Source organism: Streptosporangium sp. NBC_01755 (assembly GCF_035917995.1).
GTDB lineage: Bacteria > Actinomycetota > Actinomycetes > Streptosporangiales > Streptosporangiaceae > Streptosporangium.
Genome location: NZ_CP109131.1, coordinates 4,123,714 through 4,139,642, shown reverse-complemented (window position 1 = coordinate 4,139,642; position 15,929 = coordinate 4,123,714). Strand labels below are relative to the sequence as shown.

Genomic DNA, 15,929 nt, shown 5'->3' with positions numbered 1-15,929 from the left:
TCAGTCCCTCCCGCGTATGTCGGTGCGGGACAGGACTATGGCGCCGATCAGTGCCGCCAGCAGCAGGATCGAGAGCACTTCGAACGGGAGCACCCAGTTGCGGAAGATGCTGGAGCCGAGTTCCCCTGCCGAGCCGCCGCCTGGCTCAAGCGGGACGTAGGCCATGCGGAAGCCGTCGACGACGACGGTGACCAGCACGGCCGCGGTGGCGATCGCCACGATCACGGCGACCGGCCGGTTCGGACTGTCGAGGTCTGCGCTCCTGCCGATCGGGGCGCGGGTGAGCATGATGCCGAACAGAAGCAGGACGACGATCGCGCCGACGTAGATCAGCACCTGGACCCAGGCGACGAACTCGGCGGTGAGGACCAGGTAACACCCGGCCAGCGCGCCGAAGCAGACCACCAGCCACAGGGCGGCGTGGACGAGCTGCCTGGTGGTCACGGTAAGCAGCGCCGACCCGACGGCCACCGCGCCCAGCAGGAGGAAGACGATCTCCTGCCCGGTCGGCGACAGATAGGACGGCGCCTCGGTCACTTCTCCTCCTCTGGCTCTCCACTCGGATCCGTGGGAGAAGTCTGCTCCGGTGGGGCCGCCTCCGGAGGAACGTCACCCCTACCTGTGGATAACTTCTCGGCGGATGACTCGCCTGTGGACGGGGCGTCCTTCTTGGGAAGGGCGCCCGGCGGCCGGATGGCCCGGACGCTCGCGTGCCCCGCCGAGGGGCCTGGCCTGGACGGCCTGCCGGGGGGCGGAACGCGCTGCGCGGGCGGCTCCGCGAGGGCTGCCGGGGCGTCGGACGTGGCGGACGCACCGGACGCACCGGACGCACCGGGCGGGGCGGGCGCACCGGGCGGGGGAGCCGAAGGAGCCTGGGAGGCAGGTGCGGGACGGGGGCGGACCGGGCGGGAGGTGGCCGCCAGTTCCTTCGGCGGATCGGCGCCTGGCTCGTGGGCCGGGGGCGGCGGGACGGTGTGGGCCCAGGCGGCCAGCTTGTCCTTCTCGTGAAGGAGGTTACGGATGTCGCCCTCGGCGTACTCGAACTCCGGGGACCAGAACAGCGCGTCGAACGGGCAGACCTCGACGCAGATCCCGCAGTACATGCAGAGGGAGAAGTCGATCGCGAAGCGGTCGAGCATGTTTCGGGCGCGGGGGCGGCCCCCCTCCGGGGCGGGAAGGGTCTCCTTGTGGGAGTCGATGTAGATGCACCAGTCGGGGCACTCGCGGGCACAGAGCATGCACACCGTGCAGTTCTCCTCGACCAGCGCGATCACCCCCCTGCTCCTCGGGGGCAGATCCGGCCGGACTTCGGGGTACTGCTGAGTCACCGATCTGCTCAGCATGTGGCGAAGGGTGACGGAGAGTCCCTTCACCAACCCCACTCCTGGTATCCGTGCCACAACTCAACATCATGACGCACAGCGGCGCGCACGGGAATGCGGCTGGTCCTCTCAGACCGCCGCGGCAAGGAGACTCGGGTTACCCGCAGAAGTTATCCACAGAAGTTATCCACAGACTGTGTGTTCGATAATCGGCCCCCAGGCACCAGGGCGACACAGAAGAGACTGCGGGCATCATGAAAAAATCGTATTGTTCGCCACATGTCCCACCAGTACGGACCGGCCTGGCAGTCGCGACCACCGGCACGATCCAACACCGCGTGGAGCGTGGTGTGGGCGCTGGTACCCCTGTTGACCTGCGGTGTCGGGACGCCGTTCGTCATCGGCCACGCCGCGCGCCGGCTGCGGAGCCCGTTACTGGCCCTCGCCGCCGCCCTCTACGGCCTTGGCATCGGCACCTTCGTGATCACCGCCGGGATCTACGGGAGCTCCGATCTCATCCCGGTCTGGCTGGAGACCATCCAGATGATCGGCCTGTTAGGCAGCTGGCTCGGCGGGCTGGGTCACGCGCTGATCCTCAGGGGAGAGGTGTTCCGGCAGCGACCGTTCCAGGAATTCCCCCCGCGACCGACCCCGGAGTACGGGCATCCGCCCCAGGCTGCGCCGTACCAGACCGGCCCCACCGTGGCCTCGAACCTGCACCCGCCGGCCCAACGGCCACCGCAGCGGCACCCGGGGCCCGCGCACCACGGCGGATACCAGCAGGCACAGCCCCATCATCGTGACGACCGACCGCCCCAATACGCCCAGGGCCAATTCACGCAGAGCCACTTCACGCAGGGGCAATTCACGCAGGGCCAGCCCACCCACGCCGCACAGGGCCAGAATCCCCAAAGCCCCCAGAACACCCCGGCCCCCCAGGGCTGGCTGGGGCCCTACCGCCTGATCGGCAACCTGGGGAAGGGCGGCCAGGGAACAGTCCACCTCGCGCTCACCCCACAAGGGCAGAAGGTCGCGATCAAGGTGCTGCACGAGCACTTCAACGGCAACCAGGTGGTCAGGGAGCGATTCCTGCGGGAGGTGGAGGCGACGCGCAGGGTGGCGACCTTCTCCACGGCCCGGGTGCTGGACGTGAACATCAACGAGGACCAGGCGTACGTTGTCAGCGAGTACGTGGAAGGCGTCTCCCTGGAGCAGCTGGTCCGCGACAAGGGTCCGCGTGCCGAGGACGGGCTGACCCGGCTGGCCCTGGCCACGGCGGGCGCGCTGGCCGCGATCCACCGGGCCGGCGTGGTGCACCGGGATTTCAAACCGGCCAACGTGCTGATCGGCGCCGACGGACCCCGCGTGATCGACTTCGGCATCGCCCGAGCCCTCGACCAGGTCACCGCGACGTCGGGCAACATCATGGGCACCCCCGCCTACATGTCGCCCGAGCAGCTCGCGGGCGAGACGGTCGGCCCGGAGACCGACGTGTTCAGCTGGGCCTCGACCATGATCTTCGCTGCTTCCGGCCGGGTGGCCTTCGGCGAGGACACCATCCCCGCGATCCTGAACCGGGTGATCAACCACCAACCGGACCTGACGGCCCTGCCCCGGTCACTGCGCCCGCTGGCCGCGGCCTGCCTGGACAAGCAGCCCCGCAACCGGCCCACGGCCGCCGACATCATGCTGCGGATCGTGCAGTAAGGATCCCCCACCAGAAGTCCCGCAGTAAGGATCCCCCGCCAGAGGGCTCGCGGTAAGGATCCCCCGCCAGAGGGCTCGCGGTAAGGATCCCCCGCCAGAGGTCCCGCGGTAAGGGACCCCAAAGGAGATCCACCGGCCGGTGCGACGGCCGCGGACGTTCCCGGCCGGCAGGTCAGGGAACCGCGTCCTTCGCCCCTGCCGTCAGGTCCAGGTACTCCTCGTGGGTCAGCGAGCGAGCCTGGAACCTCAGGCCGTTACCCATGGCGAAGCGCTCGACATCCCCCGCGTTCCAGCGCCCCGGCAGGTGGAACAGCCCCCCGCCCACCAGCAGGCCGGTCACTCCGGACTCCGCCCGGTAGAGCAGCAGCTCGGAGGCGTCCAGCTCGCGGGTCCTGCGCGCGGTCTCCAGCAACAGACGGCCGTGGACGACCACCAGGCGGCAGTGCGGCTGATCCTCGCGCCTGAGCACGCGTCCCTGGGCGGTCTGGTCACGGGACCTGCGGCGGCCGATCCCGACCACGACGACGGCCCCGGCGACGGTCAGCCCGGCCAGCCCCAGGGCGACGATCACGAGCGGGCCCATCCCCCGGGCGACGTCGGCACGGGCGTCGGTCAGGTTGAGGAGCACGAGCACCACGAAGACCACCCCGTAGGCGAGCACCGCCCACATGAGCACGTACAGCAACTGCTCTCGCCACCACACCTGCGGCGAGCTCAGCGGCGGCCTGAGGCTTCTCACCCCGGGCACCCGCAGACGCGGCAGGGGCGCGGGCGCCCTGCGCCAGATCACCGCGCGCCACCTCGGCGATCTGCGGGCGAGCGCGACCCTGGCCTGCTGCGGGGTGTCGAACGCCCGGAGCTCGAACTCCAGCCCGTTGGCCGTGGCGAACGCCTCCACCGCTCCCCTCGACCGGGAGCCCGGAGCCTCCAGCATGACCAGGCCGGACTCGTCGAGCACCGCCAGGCCGTATCTCGTCCTGCCCCTGCCGGGATAGCCGAAGATCAGCAACGTGTTCGCCCGGCCCGTACCGATGAGCGGCAGCCGCACCGGCGGGTGTTCCGGCACATCGACGACCAGTTCGTCGTTTTCCACGGCAAGCGCGAGTGTCATCCGTTCCGTCCTTGGCAAGTGGTGTCGCAGGGCGCGCTGCCCCCTGCCCAGCGTGGGCGCTTCGAACGTCAGATCAGCCCTGCGGTGGGCCGAGCGGGAAACCGGTGCGGGCGCGTGGTGCGAGGCTACCCGGCGGCGACCCTGACGATCCCCGTCAGGGCGAGTTGGACCAGTGCCAGCGGCACCAGACCGACCCAGGCGAGCCTCTGCAGCTGGTCCTCGCGGAGCCTGGGATAGCTCACCCTGAGCCAGATGACCACGAAGACCAGTAGGAAGACCTTGATGAGCATCCACACCGGTCCCGGCAGGAGGGGCCCCTGCCAGCCGCCCAGGAACAGCACGCTGGTCAGCGCGGAGACCACGATGATCCCCGCGTACTCGGCCAGCATGAACAGGGCGAACCTCATGCCCGTGTACTCGGTCATCGGGCCCATGATGAGCTCGGAGTCGGCGATCGGCATGTCGAACGGCGGGCGGCGGAGCTCGGCGAGCCCCGCGACGAAGAAGACCACGCCGCCGATCGCCTGCCAGGGCAGCCACCACCACTGCCAGGCCTCCACGATGCCCGGCAGGGAGAGCGTGCCCGCCGCCATCGCGACGCTGGAGGCCGCGAGGACCAGCGGCAGCTCGTACGACATGAGCTGGGCCGCCGAGCGCACCCCGCCCAGGACCGAGTACTTGTTGCCCGACGACCAGCCGGCCATGATCGAGCCGAGCACCCCGACGCCCATCACCGCGAGGACGAAGAACAACCCGGCGTCCAGGTCGACCCCGACCAGCCCGGGCCCGACCGGGATGACGACCAGCACCAGGAGATAGGGGACCAGCGCCACGCCGGGTGCCAGGTTGAAAACCCGGCGGTCGGCGGCGGTCGGGACCACCTGCTCCTTCTGCATGAACTTGATCCCGTCGGCGATCAGCTGGGCCCAGCCGTGGAAGCCTCCGGCGTACATGGGGCCGAGGCGCGCCTGCATGTGCGCCATGACCTTGTGCTCCATCTGCCCGGCGACCAGCGGCAGCACCAGGAAGGCCGCGACGATCACGACCAGCCGGACCGCGACGTCGAGCACCTCGGCGATCACATGCACCTCCGCTCCTCCGGGGGAACCCCCCGGTCACCACGGGCCTCACATATGTCACGGACGTCACAGGCGGTACGGACGTCACAGGCGGTACGGACGTCACAGGCGGTACGGACGTCACAGGCGGTACGGACGTCACAGGCGGTACGGACGTCACAGGCGGTACGGGCACCGGGGCGTCCCGGCCGCCGGAGTGTCTCAGCCGCCACGCTCTCGCCCCCAGTCGGCGGGCACCCCGGGCGGGAGCGTCTTGCGGCGGCTCGGCGAGCCGTGGTCGGATTCGCCGGGTTCCTTGGCTCCCGGCCACGCCTTGGCGACCCGGGCGGCCAGTACGAAGTCCTTGCGCAGCGGGAAGCCCTCGAAGCCCTCGGGGAGCAGCAGCGGGACGAGGTTCGGGTGGCCCTCGAAGACGACGCCGAACATCTCAAAGGTCTCGCGCTCATGCCAGTCGGCTCCGCGGAAGACGCCGACCGCGCTGGGCAGCCGGGGGTCCAGCCGCGACACCCTGGTGCGCAGCAGCAGGTGGGCGTGGGAGGCGGGGGCGAAGAGGTGGGCGACGACCGCGAAAGCCTCCGGCGGGTCGTCCACCGCAGTCAGCCAGTCGAAGAACTCGTACCCCTGGGATCTGGCGGACTCCAGCAGGGCGATCCAGTCGTCGGCGTCCACCTCGACGGTCCGGTAGCCGAAGGACTCCGACACCCGGGCACTCTCGCCGTAGGTGAAAGGCTGCGGGTCAGGCATAGCGGTCACCCAGGTTCTCGGCGGCGATCTTCTCCTGGAGCATCATGATGCCGTGGAGCAGCGCCTCGGGGCGGGGAGGACAGCCGGGGACGTAGACGTCCACCGGGATGATCTGGTCGACGCCCTTGGTCACGCAGTAGGAGTCCCAGTACGGACCGCCGGAGTTGGAGCAGGCGCCGAAGGAGATCACGTACTTGGGGTCGGGCATCTGCTCGTAGAGCCGCTTGACCGCGGGGGCCATCTTGTCGGTCACCGTGCCCGAGACGATCATCAGATCCGCCTGCCGGGGACCGTTGGCGAACGGAATGACCCCGAATCTGATGAAGTCATGCCTGCTCATCGAGGTCGCGATGAACTCGATGGCGCAGCAGGCCAGTCCGAAGTTGAACACCCACAGTGAGTAGCGACGCCCCCAGTTGAGGATGAAGCGCATGGGTTTGGGGGCGAGCCGTGAGGCCGGGCCCACCGTGGGCATCGGGAGATCTGCCATGGCTCGCATTCTCCTTCAGGGTCGGTGACCGCGCTCGCCCGGTTCAGGTCCAGGTGAGCACGCGCTTGCGCCAGGCGTACAGGATGCCGAGCGTGATGAAGCCAAGGAAGACGAACATCTCGGCCAGGGTGGCCACACCGAAGCCGGGCTCGGCGAAGATCGTCGCCCAGGGAAAGAGGAAGACCGCGTCAACCGCGAAGATCACGTACAGGTAGGTGAACACGTAGTAGCGGATCTGGGACTGCGCCCAGCCGTCGCCGACCGGGTCGACGCCGCACTCATAGGTGAGCAGCTTCTCGGGGGTGGGGCGGCTGGGACGGAGCGCCCGGTTGACGAGCAGCGCCCCGGCGACGATCAGCAGGCCGATCGCGAACAGCGCGAGGACCACCATATAAGAGCCGAAATATCCGCTCATGGCCTCTCCTCTTCGGGGCCTGCCGCACGGCCTCCCTGGATCTGCCGTACGCCCTACCTATAGCAGTATCCGCCCTTCCCGTCATGCAGCGAAGCCCATGCGCCCAAGGTGCTAAAGTCTCCGTGCACTTAATCTCAAATCAGGGTAAATGCACCATTTTCTCGCCTAAAGTGACTTCATGCCCAACCTGCGATTCGTCGGAGGAATCGCCTGGATGGCCGTGACGATCGCCGGTTGCGGCGCAGCCATCACCCCCTCTTCCGCGAAGACCCCCGTGCCCTCGGAGCCCACATTGATCAATTATGTGGACCCCTCCGTGGTCCAGGGCCTGAGCACCCAGACCCTGTTCTCCGGAGAGGCGGGAAACCTGCACGCGCACGCCGCCTATCCGATCGTCACCGACGCCCCCCTCCTCACCAAGAAGCTCCACGGGATCGTGCGCGAAGGGTTCGACGGGTTCACCCGGCGCAACGGCCTCGCCGACGCCCTGCCCAAGCCCGAATTCAACGTGGACTGGCAGCTCGCCGCCGCGTCCCCCGAGGTCCTGGGGATACGGCTGCGCATCGGTCACTCCAAGGAGTCGGGTTGGCACGAGGCGCGCACCACCGTCTGGTACGACCGGGTGAAGCGGCGCGCCCTCGACTCCTCCGACCTGCTCACCGGCCGTCCCGCGCTGGTCACGCTGGCCGGGATCGTCAAAAGCGAACTGGCGCTGCGAAGACCGCTGGTGAACCCGAACGCGCTCAGGCCGGACCGGGAGATGTTCGACTCCCTCGGTTTCAACCCGCGTGGCGGCCTCGTCGTGGAGTTCGACGACGAGCAGGTGGGGCTGGGGGTCGCCGGCCGGGTGGCGGTCGCCGTACCGTCCGCGACCGCGGCGCCGCTGCTGTCGGAGATCGGGCTGCGGGCACAGCGCACGGCCGTGGCGGCGAAGAAGGTTCCGGCCCCCACGTCGCGGGAGGAAATCGAGGCCGCGAGCACCGACAAGCCTCCGGCGCGCAGTTCCAAGGCGGGCAGCGTGGACTGCGCGAAGCTCAGGTGCGTGGCGCTGACCTACAATGACGGGCCGGGCCCGGAGACCGCGCGGCTACTCGACATCCTCCGCGCCCACGGAGCGAGGGCGACCTTCTTCACCCTCGGTTCCAACGCCTCCACCCGGCCCGACCTGCTCAGGCGGATACGCGACGAGGGCCACCTGGTGGCCAACCACACCTGGTCCCACCGCGATCTCACCATGCTGACCCCCACCGAGATCGCCGACCAGCTCACCCGCGCGCAGCACGCGATCGCCCCGATCATCGGCCAGGCCCCCACCCTGGTGCGCCCGCCGTACGCCGGCGTCGACACTCAGGTGGCCTCCATCGCGAGCCGCCTGAACATGGCCGTGGTGCGCTGGAACGTGGACCCCGATGACCAGCAGGACCGCCCCCCCCGGGCGATCGCCGACCGGACCGTCACCCGGGTCGAGCCCGGAGCGATCGTCCTCATGCACGACTCCCATCCCGCGGCGGTCGACGCGGTCCCCGAAATCCTGCGCCGGCTCTCCGCGGCGGGCTATACCTTTGTCACCGTTCCCGAGCTGTACGGCTCGCGCGGGATGGTGCCCGGCCGAATCTACGACTCCGGGGGCGTTTCGACGGCGCTGGACCGGTAGCCGATGTCATAACCTGGAGCTATGGGGCCATAGCCAGAGACGATGAGAGCACGTCCGCAGCGGGACGTATAGTTAGGCAGCGTGACCTCAACTGTCCTCTTCGCCCGCCTGCACGTCGACCTGTGCCGGCTCGCAGCGGGGCTGTGTCGGGACGACCGTCCGCGATCGTGACTTTCACGTAGGCCGTGGTACGGCCCAACACGCGACTGCGCGCCCAGGTTTCGACCCAGCGGCCGCCGAGGACATGCGACACGGGTTGCCTTCCTCGGCCGAGTGGAACGCGAAAACACTACGCGTGACCCCGAGGTTCTAGCGAAAAACACGACGCCTGACCCCGAGGATCTAGCGAAAAACATGGCGCCTGACCCCGAGGATCTAGCATGGAAAAAAGAATGTGCCACGAGCAACGGCGCCCTGTCGCGTCGAGGAGGACTGAGCTGTGACCAAGCAGGTTCAGCAACTCGAACGCGTGATCATCCGTTTTGCCGGTGACTCCGGCGACGGCATGCAGCTGACCGGCGACCGCTTCACCGCCGGGACGGCTGAGTTCGGCAACGACCTGTCGACACTCCCCAACTTCCCCGCTGAGATCCGCGCCCCCGCAGGCACCCTGCCGGGCGTGTCGAGTTTCCAGCTCCACTTCGCCGACCACGACATCCTCACCCCGGGTGACGCGCCCAACGTCCTGGTCGCGATGAACCCCGCCGCGCTGAAGGCGAACCTCTCGGACCTGCCGCGCGGCGCCGACATCATCGCCAACATCGACGAGTTCACCAAGCGCAACCTGCAGAAGGTGGGCTACGAGGTCAACCCGCTCGAAGACGACTCGCTCGCCGCGTGGCGGGTCCACCCGGTGCCGCTGACCTCGCTGACCGTCAAGGCCCTCGAAGGCTTCGCGCTGTCCAAGAAGGACGCCGAGCGGTCCAAGAACATGTTCGCCCTCGGGCTCCTGAGCTGGCTCTACCACCGGCCCACCGAGGCGACGATCCAGTTCCTGGAGACCAAGTTCGCCAAGAAGCCCGACATCGCCAAGGCCAACATCGCCGCCTTCCAGGCGGGCTGGAACTACGGCGAGACCACCGAGTCCTTCTCGGTCTCCTACGAGGTCAAGCCAGCCAAACTGGCCCCTGGCGTGTACCGCAACATCTCCGGCAACCAGGCGCTCGCCTACGGCCTGATCGCCGCCTCGGTGCAGTCGAAGCTGCCGCTCTTCCTCGGGTCCTACCCGATCACCCCGGCCAGCGACATCCTGCACGAGCTCTCCAAGCACAAGCGGTTCGGCATCCGCACCTTCCAGGCGGAGGACGAGATCGCGGGCGTCGGCGCGGCGCTCGGCGCCGCCTTCGGCGGTGCCCTGGGCATCACGACGACCTCCGGGCCCGGTGTCGCGCTGAAGGCCGAGACCGTCGGCCTCGCGGTGACCACCGAGCTGCCGCTCATCGTGGTCGACGTGCAGCGCGCGGGTCCCAGCACCGGCATGCCCACCAAGACCGAGCAGACCGACCTCCTGATGGCCATGTACGGCCGCAACGGCGAGTCGCCGCTGCCGATCATCGCCCCCGCGACCCCCTCCGACTGCTTCGACGCGGCGGTGGAGGCGGCCAGGATCGCGGTGAAATACCGCACCCCGGTCATGCTGCTCTCCGACGGCTACCTCGCCAACGGCTCCGAGCCGTGGAAGGTGCCCGACGCCGCCGATCTGCCCGACATCTCCACCGAGTTCGCCTCCGGGCCGAACGCCGAGGACGGCGTGACCTTCCTGCCGTTCAAGCGCGACTCCGAGACCCTCGCCCGCCCCTGGGCGATTCCCGGCACCGCCGGCCTGGAGCACCGGATCGGCGGCATCGAGAAGGCCGAGAACACCGGAAACATCTCCTACGATCCCGACAACCACCACCGGATGGTCAGGGTCCGCCAGGCCAAGATCGACGGGATCGCCCACGACATCCCGGCGCTGGAGGTGGACGATCCCGACGGTGACGCCCGCGTGCTGGTGCTCGGCTGGGGGTCCACGTACGGGCCGATCGCGGCGGCCGCGCGGCGCATCAGGAAGGCCGGCGGCAAGGTCGCCCAGGCTCACCTGCGACACCTCAACCCGCTGCCCGCCAACACCGGCGAGATCCTGCGCGCGTACGACAAGGTGCTCCTGCCGGAGATCAACCTCGGCCAGCTCGCGCTCCTGCTCCGCGCCCGCTTCCTGGTCGACATCATCAGCTACAACCAAGTGCGTGGGCTTCCGTTCAAGGCCGAGGAACTTGCCGGCGTGATCCAGGACGTGATCGACAGTGAGTAGTGGTACCGAATCGTCCGTCCCCGGAACCGGCGGGGGGCTTTCGCTGGTCCCGAAGTCCGAGGTCAAGCTCGGGATGAAGGATTTCAAGACCGACCAGGAGGTCCGCTGGTGCCCCGGATGCGGTGACTACGCCATCCTGGCCGCGGTCCAGTCGTTCGTGCCGGAGCTCGGCCTCAAGCGCGAGAACATGGTGTTCGTCTCGGGCATCGGCTGCTCCTCCCGGTTCCCGTACTACATGGACACCTACGGGTTCCACTCGATCCACGGCCGTGCCCCGGCGATCGCGACCGGCCTGGCCACCTCGCGTCCCGACCTGTCGGTCTGGGTGATCACCGGTGACGGCGACTCGCTGTCCATCGGCGGCAACCACCTCATCCACGCGCTGCGCCGCAACGTCAACCTGAACATCCTGCTGTTCAACAACAGGATCTACGGTCTCACCAAGGGCCAGTACTCCCCGACCTCCGAGGTCGGCAAGATCACGAAGTCCACCCCGATGGGCTCGCTGGACAAGCCGTTCAACCCGATCTCGCTGGCCATCGGCGCCGAGGCCTCCTTCGTGGCCAGGACCATCGACTCCGACCGCAAGCACCTGCAGTCGGTGCTGCGCCAGGCCGCCGAGCACCGGGGCACCTCCCTGGTCGAGATCTACCAGAACTGCAACATCTTCAACGACAACGCCTTCGAGCAGTTGAAGGACCCGGAACGGCGTGATGACATCACGCTCCGTCTGGAGCACGGCCAGCCCATCGCCTCGGCTTCCAAGGCGGTGCGCCGGGCGGCGGACGGCGGCATCGAGGTCGTCCCGAGGTCGGCGGTGAGCGAGGACGAGATCCTCGTGCACGACGCCCACCGCGCCGATCCCTCGCTGGCCTTCGCGCTCTCCCGGTTGGACGAGCCCGCCTTCGAGCACGTCCCGATCGGCGTCTTCCGCAGCGTCTCCCGCCCCTCCTACGACGAGCTCATGGCCGAGCAACTCCAGGAGGCCATCGGTGAGCGGGGCCCAGCTGACCTGAACGACCTGCTGCTCGCCGGAGACACCTGGCGCATCGGCTGACCCGACACCCGCACCCGGTGCCACCTGATGAGGTCCGCTCTTCGGAGCGGGCCTCATCGCTTTTCCCCGGACTCTCGGTAATGCCTGCCGATATCCGACGTCACGCGGTATGAATTATCCGGTCCTTCCCCCGAGAACCTCGCTCGAACAGGGAGAGCTCACATGCGAAGCCCGGTAGCGGCACACGCCCCCGTGCACGGAGCAGAGGATCGCTGGCGTGGGAAACGGGTGCTGGTGACAGGGGCGGGCGGCTTCATCGGGGCCCACCTGGTGCGACGCCTGAGCGTACTCGGCGCGCGGGTGCACGCGGTCGGCCGCCGGGTCAGGGAGAGCACGGACGGCGAGACCTGGCACATCGCCGACGTCGCCGACGAGGGCGCGGTGGAGAAGCTCGTCGCCTCCGTCCGCCCGGAGGTCGTGTTCCACCTGGCCAGCGAGGTCGCCGGGGCCAGGGATCCCCGGCTGGTGCTGCCGATGCTGCACAGCAACCTCACCGGTGTGGTCAACCTGCTCACGGCGGTCGCCGGCGGCGCCGACAGCACCGGGACCCGGGTGGTGCTGGCGGGCTCGCTGGAGGAGCTACGGCCCGATGAGGGCGACAGGGCGCCGTCCTCGCCCTACGCGGTGTCCAAGTGGGCCGCGGACGGCTACGCGCGGATGTTCCACCACCTGTGGGGCGTCCAGGTCAGCAACCTGCGGATCGGCATGGTCTACGGACCCGGCCGTCAGGACACCCGCAAGCTGGTCCCCTACGTGGCGTTGTCCCTGCTGCGCGGGCGGGAACCCGAGCTGGGCAGCGGGACGCGCGAACTCGACTGGGTGTACGTGGACGACGTGGTCGACGCCTTCCTCGCGGCGGGCGAGACCCCGGACGCGGCGGGCCGGGCCTTCGACATCGGCACCGGGACGGGCACCTCGATCCGCGACACGGTGGACCTGCTCTCCCGGATCGTCGGCGGCCGGGTCGGCCCCCGCTACGGCGCGCTCACCGACAGACCGCTGGACAGCGCCAGGATCGCCGACCCGGCCCCCGCCGCCGAGATCCTCGGCTGGCGGCCCACCGTCGGTCTTGAGGAGGGGCTGCGGCGGACCGTGGAGTGGTTCACCCGCGAAAACGGCTGAGCGGCCGACTCAACTGGGCCACCACGCGCCCTCCGAAGACGACCCGCACCCGCAAACAGGCATAAGAGGACAAGCTTACGGAAGCAGAGCAGACGGCGGTCGCGTCCATGGACGTGGTGTACGAGCATCCAAGTCCGGTAAGCCGGTCACGGTGGAAAAGCGCGGCGTCGTCCGTGGGGAAAAGCGCGGCGAGGGTGGTGGAGTGGTGTGGGGCCGCTCGTTGGTGTCGCGTCGTGCGGGGTCGAAGATCAAAAGCGCGGCGAGGGTGGTGGAGTGCTTCAGGGCCGCTCGTTGGTGACGCATCGTGCGGGGTCGAAGATCAAAAGCGCGCCGAGGACCGTGGAGTGGCCCAAGACCGCTCATCGGTACGGGTCCGCCGCGGTGCGGAAGGATCCGGGGCCGCTCCTCACCGCTCCTCGCCGCCGCCTCGCACGGGGCTCTCGCCGTGCGGGGCTCTCGCCGTGCGGGGACGAAGGTCCGCGGGGCGTCCGGTCAAGGGCCGCCCCCAACCGGGTGCAGGGACGAATGGGGCCTTCCACCACGAAAAGCGGCCCACCCGAGGGGCGGGGAGTGGTGCCTTCCTTGATCTGGGTGAATCCGCACGCCCCCAGCGTGCCAACTCACCCAGATCATGGAAAATCCCCGATCGTCACCACCACGGCCCCGCCTCCACGCCCGCCATGACCCGCTTTGCCCCCTCCCGGAGCTCCACCGGCCCGCCCCCGGTCACCCACACCCGACCAACGCCCGCCCCCACCCTGCGCGATGCGTTACCGGTGAGCGGCCCCCAACCACTCCACCACCCCCGCCGCGCTTTTCCCCACGGACGACGCCCCGCTTTTCAACGGCGATCAGCCAGGCGCGACGCGGGTACCGATCTCAAACACTCGTACACCACCTGCGCGGACGCGACCCGGCTTGTTCCTCTGCTCAGAAAAGCGCCCCCTTTTCTGCGAACTTAACGCCAGGGTTAAGGCATGGATGGAGCTGGATGGCGGGGAGTACGAATGAGCGCGGTCAACTGGGACGAGGTGAAGCAGCGGGCGCGGGAGCGGCGCCGGGCTGCGGGACTACCTATGCTGTCGGATGCCGAGAAGTCCGCCGCGATGGAGCGGCTCGCTACGGAGATCAGGCGTGAGCAAGACCTGGCCCGATGCGATGCAGGCACCGCCGTGGGAGTTTCCGGCCCGAGAACCTCAACCATCAAACGCGGGTAGGTCAACGACGGAACCCCTGGCCAGGCGGCCAGGGGTTCCGGGGGCTTCCGTAGTAGGGGTCAGAAGTCGAACTCGCCCTTCTTGGCGCCGTCGACGAAGGCGTCCCAGACACTCGCGCTCACCACGAACGGCGCCCGCTCGGGAGCCTCGGTGTCACGCAACCCCACCCGACCACCCGACAACGGAGCAACCTCCAGGCAGTTCCCTTGGTTTGACGCACTCTTGGTGGCCTTACGCCAGGCCGCGCTTTTCAGCTCATCGCTCATGCCCATAGCCTCTCTGCCTCTCTGATCAATTCGATCGAGACGTACTGAGGGCTTGCCTCAGCTCGGATGGTGTCGTATCGGGCGCAGACAGCCCCGACATCCTCTGGCCGATTTGTCACATGTCCGTGCGTTACAGACTCGACATATACCATATCCGGGTTTCCTGGAAGCTGGGCGATCACGAAGCCTCCCGAAGTTCCCGTAGTCGACCCTCGTATCAAAGGAAGAATCTGGATACCAATCCGAGGTAGCTCGACCATTTCCAGAAGATGCTGGAGTTGGTGTTGCATGACCTCTTCTCCGCCGATCGGGCGGTGCAGGACTCCTTCGTCGAGGATAACCCAGAGCATAGGCGGCGTAGATCTCAACAAGATCTTCTGTCGCTCCATGCGAGCCGCGACGGCCTTTTCTACCTGCTCGTCAGTTATGCCCGGCTCTCCGCGAATAACCGCCCGCGCGTACTCCTCGGTCTGGAGAAGGCCGGGCACGACGAGCGGCTCCCAAGCGTGCAGGGTGTGCGCTTCCGGTTCGATGTCGAGCCAGTCGCGGAACCAGCGAGGGCTCGCCGCGTGGGTGATGTACGTCCAGTACTGGATGAGTTCTCCGTTCGCGCCCAGAGCGTCGTCGCAGCGTTGTGCCAGGTTACGGCTGGGATTGCGCTCGCCTCTCTCGGTGAAGCTCAGCAGGCTCCTGCTGAACTGAGTCACCTCGGCCAGATCATCCTGGGTCATTTTTGCCTTTTTCCGGTATTTGCGGAGTTCCGCGCCGAAGAGAGCCCATTTTTCGTTTTTCGGGTTGAGTTTGGGGTCCTTGGACATTTCAGCTCCGTCCAGCGGGGGATTCCACACGCGACACAAGCAGAGCAGCTTTTCCACAAACTGTCACACTGATGTGCCTCGACTTTCGATACCCAAAGTAGTCACCTAGGGGCACCCTATGAAGAGGTCCGGGAGAGCGGAAACACCACCGGAGCGGCCCTCTCTTGAGCACGGAGAGCAACCCTCTACGACCGTCGAAAAAATCGCAGCATATGTCCGGATAAAAGGAGTGGAAATGTCTGCCGATTCAGTGAAAAACGCACCATCGATCGCGGCTCACGCCTCTTTCGGACACACACTTGTCACCACTGAGTAAGCCCCACCGGGTGGACGGAAGCCACTTCGCGCAAGACGGAAATACAGGGCTATATCGCCCTTAACACACAGATAAAGCGGGGCCTGCCACGGCACGGCACGCCATGACAAGCCCCTCGACCGGACTCAGGAGATCCGACCTGATGCACAACCCTAGAGGAAACCCCAGGCCGATCCGGGTACGTTGGCACGCAGACCAGCCGCCGATGCCCCTCGGCTGCCGCTGGTGTGGTCACCCCCCGTACGCGCACGAGGCCACCAGCCTCCCGCACCGCGCACACCACCACTGGGAGCAGCCCACACCCGCCCAGGTCCACGC

The 15,929-nt window shown here is 68.0% G+C and carries 14 protein-coding genes; 5 read left to right on the top strand and 9 right to left on the bottom strand.

All coding sequences use genetic code 11. The features are described from left to right. Nucleotides 1–537 carry an NADH-quinone oxidoreductase subunit J family protein gene (locus OG884_RS19865; protein ID WP_326634999.1) on the bottom strand — a complete coding sequence of 179 codons (537 nt, stop codon included), beginning with the start codon at nucleotides 535–537 and terminating at the stop codon, nucleotides 1–3. Then, a complete protein-coding gene (locus OG884_RS19860) occupies nucleotides 534–1,343 on the bottom strand; it encodes a NuoI/complex I 23 kDa subunit family protein (RefSeq protein ID WP_326634997.1) in 810 nt (269 codons plus the stop codon). The genes OG884_RS19865 and OG884_RS19860 overlap by 4 nt, the downstream gene beginning before the upstream one ends. 258 nt (nucleotides 1,344–1,601) lie before the next feature. Here OG884_RS19860 and OG884_RS19855 point away from each other — a divergent pair, with 258 nt between their 5' ends. Then, nucleotides 1,602–3,029 (top strand): serine/threonine-protein kinase, encoded by a 1,428-nt coding sequence (locus OG884_RS19855; RefSeq protein ID WP_326634996.1) that lies wholly within the window; start codon nucleotides 1,602–1,604, stop codon nucleotides 3,027–3,029. A gap of 172 nt (nucleotides 3,030–3,201) precedes the next feature. Here the strand turns inward: OG884_RS19855 and OG884_RS19850 are convergent, their stop codons facing one another. The 5 genes from OG884_RS19850 to OG884_RS19830 form a co-directional block, all read right to left on the bottom strand. Beyond that, entirely contained in the window at nucleotides 3,202–4,140 is a 939-nt protein-coding gene (locus OG884_RS19850) for a hypothetical protein (protein WP_326634995.1), read from the bottom strand. 125 nt (nucleotides 4,141–4,265) lie between these two features. After that, complete coding sequence (gene nuoH, locus OG884_RS19845) at nucleotides 4,266–5,219, bottom strand: NADH-quinone oxidoreductase subunit NuoH (protein ID WP_326646955.1); 954 nt, start codon at nucleotides 5,217–5,219, stop codon at nucleotides 4,266–4,268. Between the two features lie 201 nt (nucleotides 5,220–5,420). After that, nucleotides 5,421–5,963 (bottom strand): NADH-quinone oxidoreductase subunit C, encoded by a 543-nt coding sequence (locus OG884_RS19840; protein ID WP_326634993.1) that lies wholly within the window; start codon nucleotides 5,961–5,963, stop codon nucleotides 5,421–5,423. Beyond that, nucleotides 5,956–6,453 carry an NADH-quinone oxidoreductase subunit B gene (locus tag OG884_RS19835; protein ID WP_326634991.1) on the bottom strand — a complete coding sequence of 166 codons (498 nt, stop codon included), beginning with the start codon at nucleotides 6,451–6,453 and terminating at the stop codon, nucleotides 5,956–5,958. The genes OG884_RS19840 and OG884_RS19835 overlap by 8 nt, the downstream gene beginning before the upstream one ends. A gap of 43 nt (nucleotides 6,454–6,496) precedes the next feature. Then, nucleotides 6,497–6,868 (bottom strand): NADH-quinone oxidoreductase subunit A, encoded by a 372-nt coding sequence (locus OG884_RS19830; RefSeq protein WP_326634989.1) that lies wholly within the window; start codon nucleotides 6,866–6,868, stop codon nucleotides 6,497–6,499. 178 nt (nucleotides 6,869–7,046) lie between these two features. Between OG884_RS19830 and OG884_RS19825 the strand changes: the two genes are divergently transcribed. The 4 genes from OG884_RS19825 (at nucleotide 7,047) to OG884_RS19810 (ending at nucleotide 12,994) form a co-directional block, all read left to right on the top strand. Next, nucleotides 7,047–8,522: a polysaccharide deacetylase family protein gene (locus tag OG884_RS19825; RefSeq protein ID WP_326634987.1), complete on the top strand. Its 1,476-nt coding sequence runs from the start codon at nucleotides 7,047–7,049 to the stop codon at nucleotides 8,520–8,522. Between the two features lie 439 nt (nucleotides 8,523–8,961). After that, a complete protein-coding gene (locus OG884_RS19820; RefSeq protein ID WP_326634985.1) occupies nucleotides 8,962–10,815 on the top strand; it encodes a 2-oxoacid:acceptor oxidoreductase subunit alpha in 1,854 nt (617 codons plus the stop codon). 73 nt (nucleotides 10,816–10,888) lie between these two features. Continuing rightward, complete coding sequence (locus tag OG884_RS19815) at nucleotides 10,889–11,872, top strand: 2-oxoacid:ferredoxin oxidoreductase subunit beta (RefSeq protein WP_442811488.1); 984 nt, start codon at nucleotides 10,889–10,891, stop codon at nucleotides 11,870–11,872. Nucleotides 11,873–12,034: 162 nt separating this feature from the next. Further along, nucleotides 12,035–12,994, top strand: a complete 960-nt coding sequence (locus OG884_RS19810; protein ID WP_326634980.1) for an NAD-dependent epimerase/dehydratase family protein — start codon at nucleotides 12,035–12,037, stop codon at nucleotides 12,992–12,994. A 1,276-nt stretch (nucleotides 12,995–14,270) separates the two neighbouring features. Here OG884_RS19810 and OG884_RS19805 read toward each other — a convergent pair. Continuing rightward, complete coding sequence (locus tag OG884_RS19805) at nucleotides 14,271–14,477, bottom strand: DUF397 domain-containing protein (RefSeq protein ID WP_326634978.1); 207 nt, start codon at nucleotides 14,475–14,477, stop codon at nucleotides 14,271–14,273. Continuing rightward, a complete protein-coding gene (locus OG884_RS19800) occupies nucleotides 14,474–15,295 on the bottom strand; it encodes a helix-turn-helix domain-containing protein (protein WP_326634976.1) in 822 nt (273 codons plus the stop codon). The genes OG884_RS19805 and OG884_RS19800 overlap by 4 nt, the downstream gene beginning before the upstream one ends. Nucleotides 15,296–15,929: the final 634 nt, after the last annotated feature.

Bases quoted from the DNA above. Each gene is read 5' to 3' on its own strand.
- OG884_RS19860 (WP_326634997.1), bottom strand. From the start codon at position 1,343: ATGCTGAGCAGATCGGTGACTCAGCAGTACCCCGAAGTCCGGCCGGAT.
- OG884_RS19855 (WP_326634996.1), top strand. From the start codon at position 1,602: ATGTCCCACCAGTACGGACCGGCCTGGCAGTCGCGACCACCGGCACGA.
- OG884_RS19850 (WP_326634995.1), bottom strand. From the start codon at position 4,140: ATGACACTCGCGCTTGCCGTGGAAAACGACGAACTGGTCGTCGATGTG.
- OG884_RS19840 (WP_326634993.1), bottom strand. From the start codon at position 5,963: ATGCCTGACCCGCAGCCTTTCACCTACGGCGAGAGTGCCCGGGTGTCG.
- OG884_RS19835 (WP_326634991.1), bottom strand. From the start codon at position 6,453: ATGGCAGATCTCCCGATGCCCACGGTGGGCCCGGCCTCACGGCTCGCC.
- OG884_RS19830 (WP_326634989.1), bottom strand. From the start codon at position 6,868: ATGAGCGGATATTTCGGCTCTTATATGGTGGTCCTCGCGCTGTTCGCG.
- OG884_RS19825 (WP_326634987.1), top strand. From the start codon at position 7,047: ATGCCCAACCTGCGATTCGTCGGAGGAATCGCCTGGATGGCCGTGACG.
- OG884_RS19815 (WP_442811488.1), top strand. From the start codon at position 10,889: ATGAAGGATTTCAAGACCGACCAGGAGGTCCGCTGGTGCCCCGGATGC.
- OG884_RS19810 (WP_326634980.1), top strand. From the start codon at position 12,035: ATGCGAAGCCCGGTAGCGGCACACGCCCCCGTGCACGGAGCAGAGGAT.
- OG884_RS19805 (WP_326634978.1), bottom strand. From the start codon at position 14,477: ATGAGCGATGAGCTGAAAAGCGCGGCCTGGCGTAAGGCCACCAAGAGT.
- OG884_RS19800 (WP_326634976.1), bottom strand. From the start codon at position 15,295: ATGTCCAAGGACCCCAAACTCAACCCGAAAAACGAAAAATGGGCTCTC.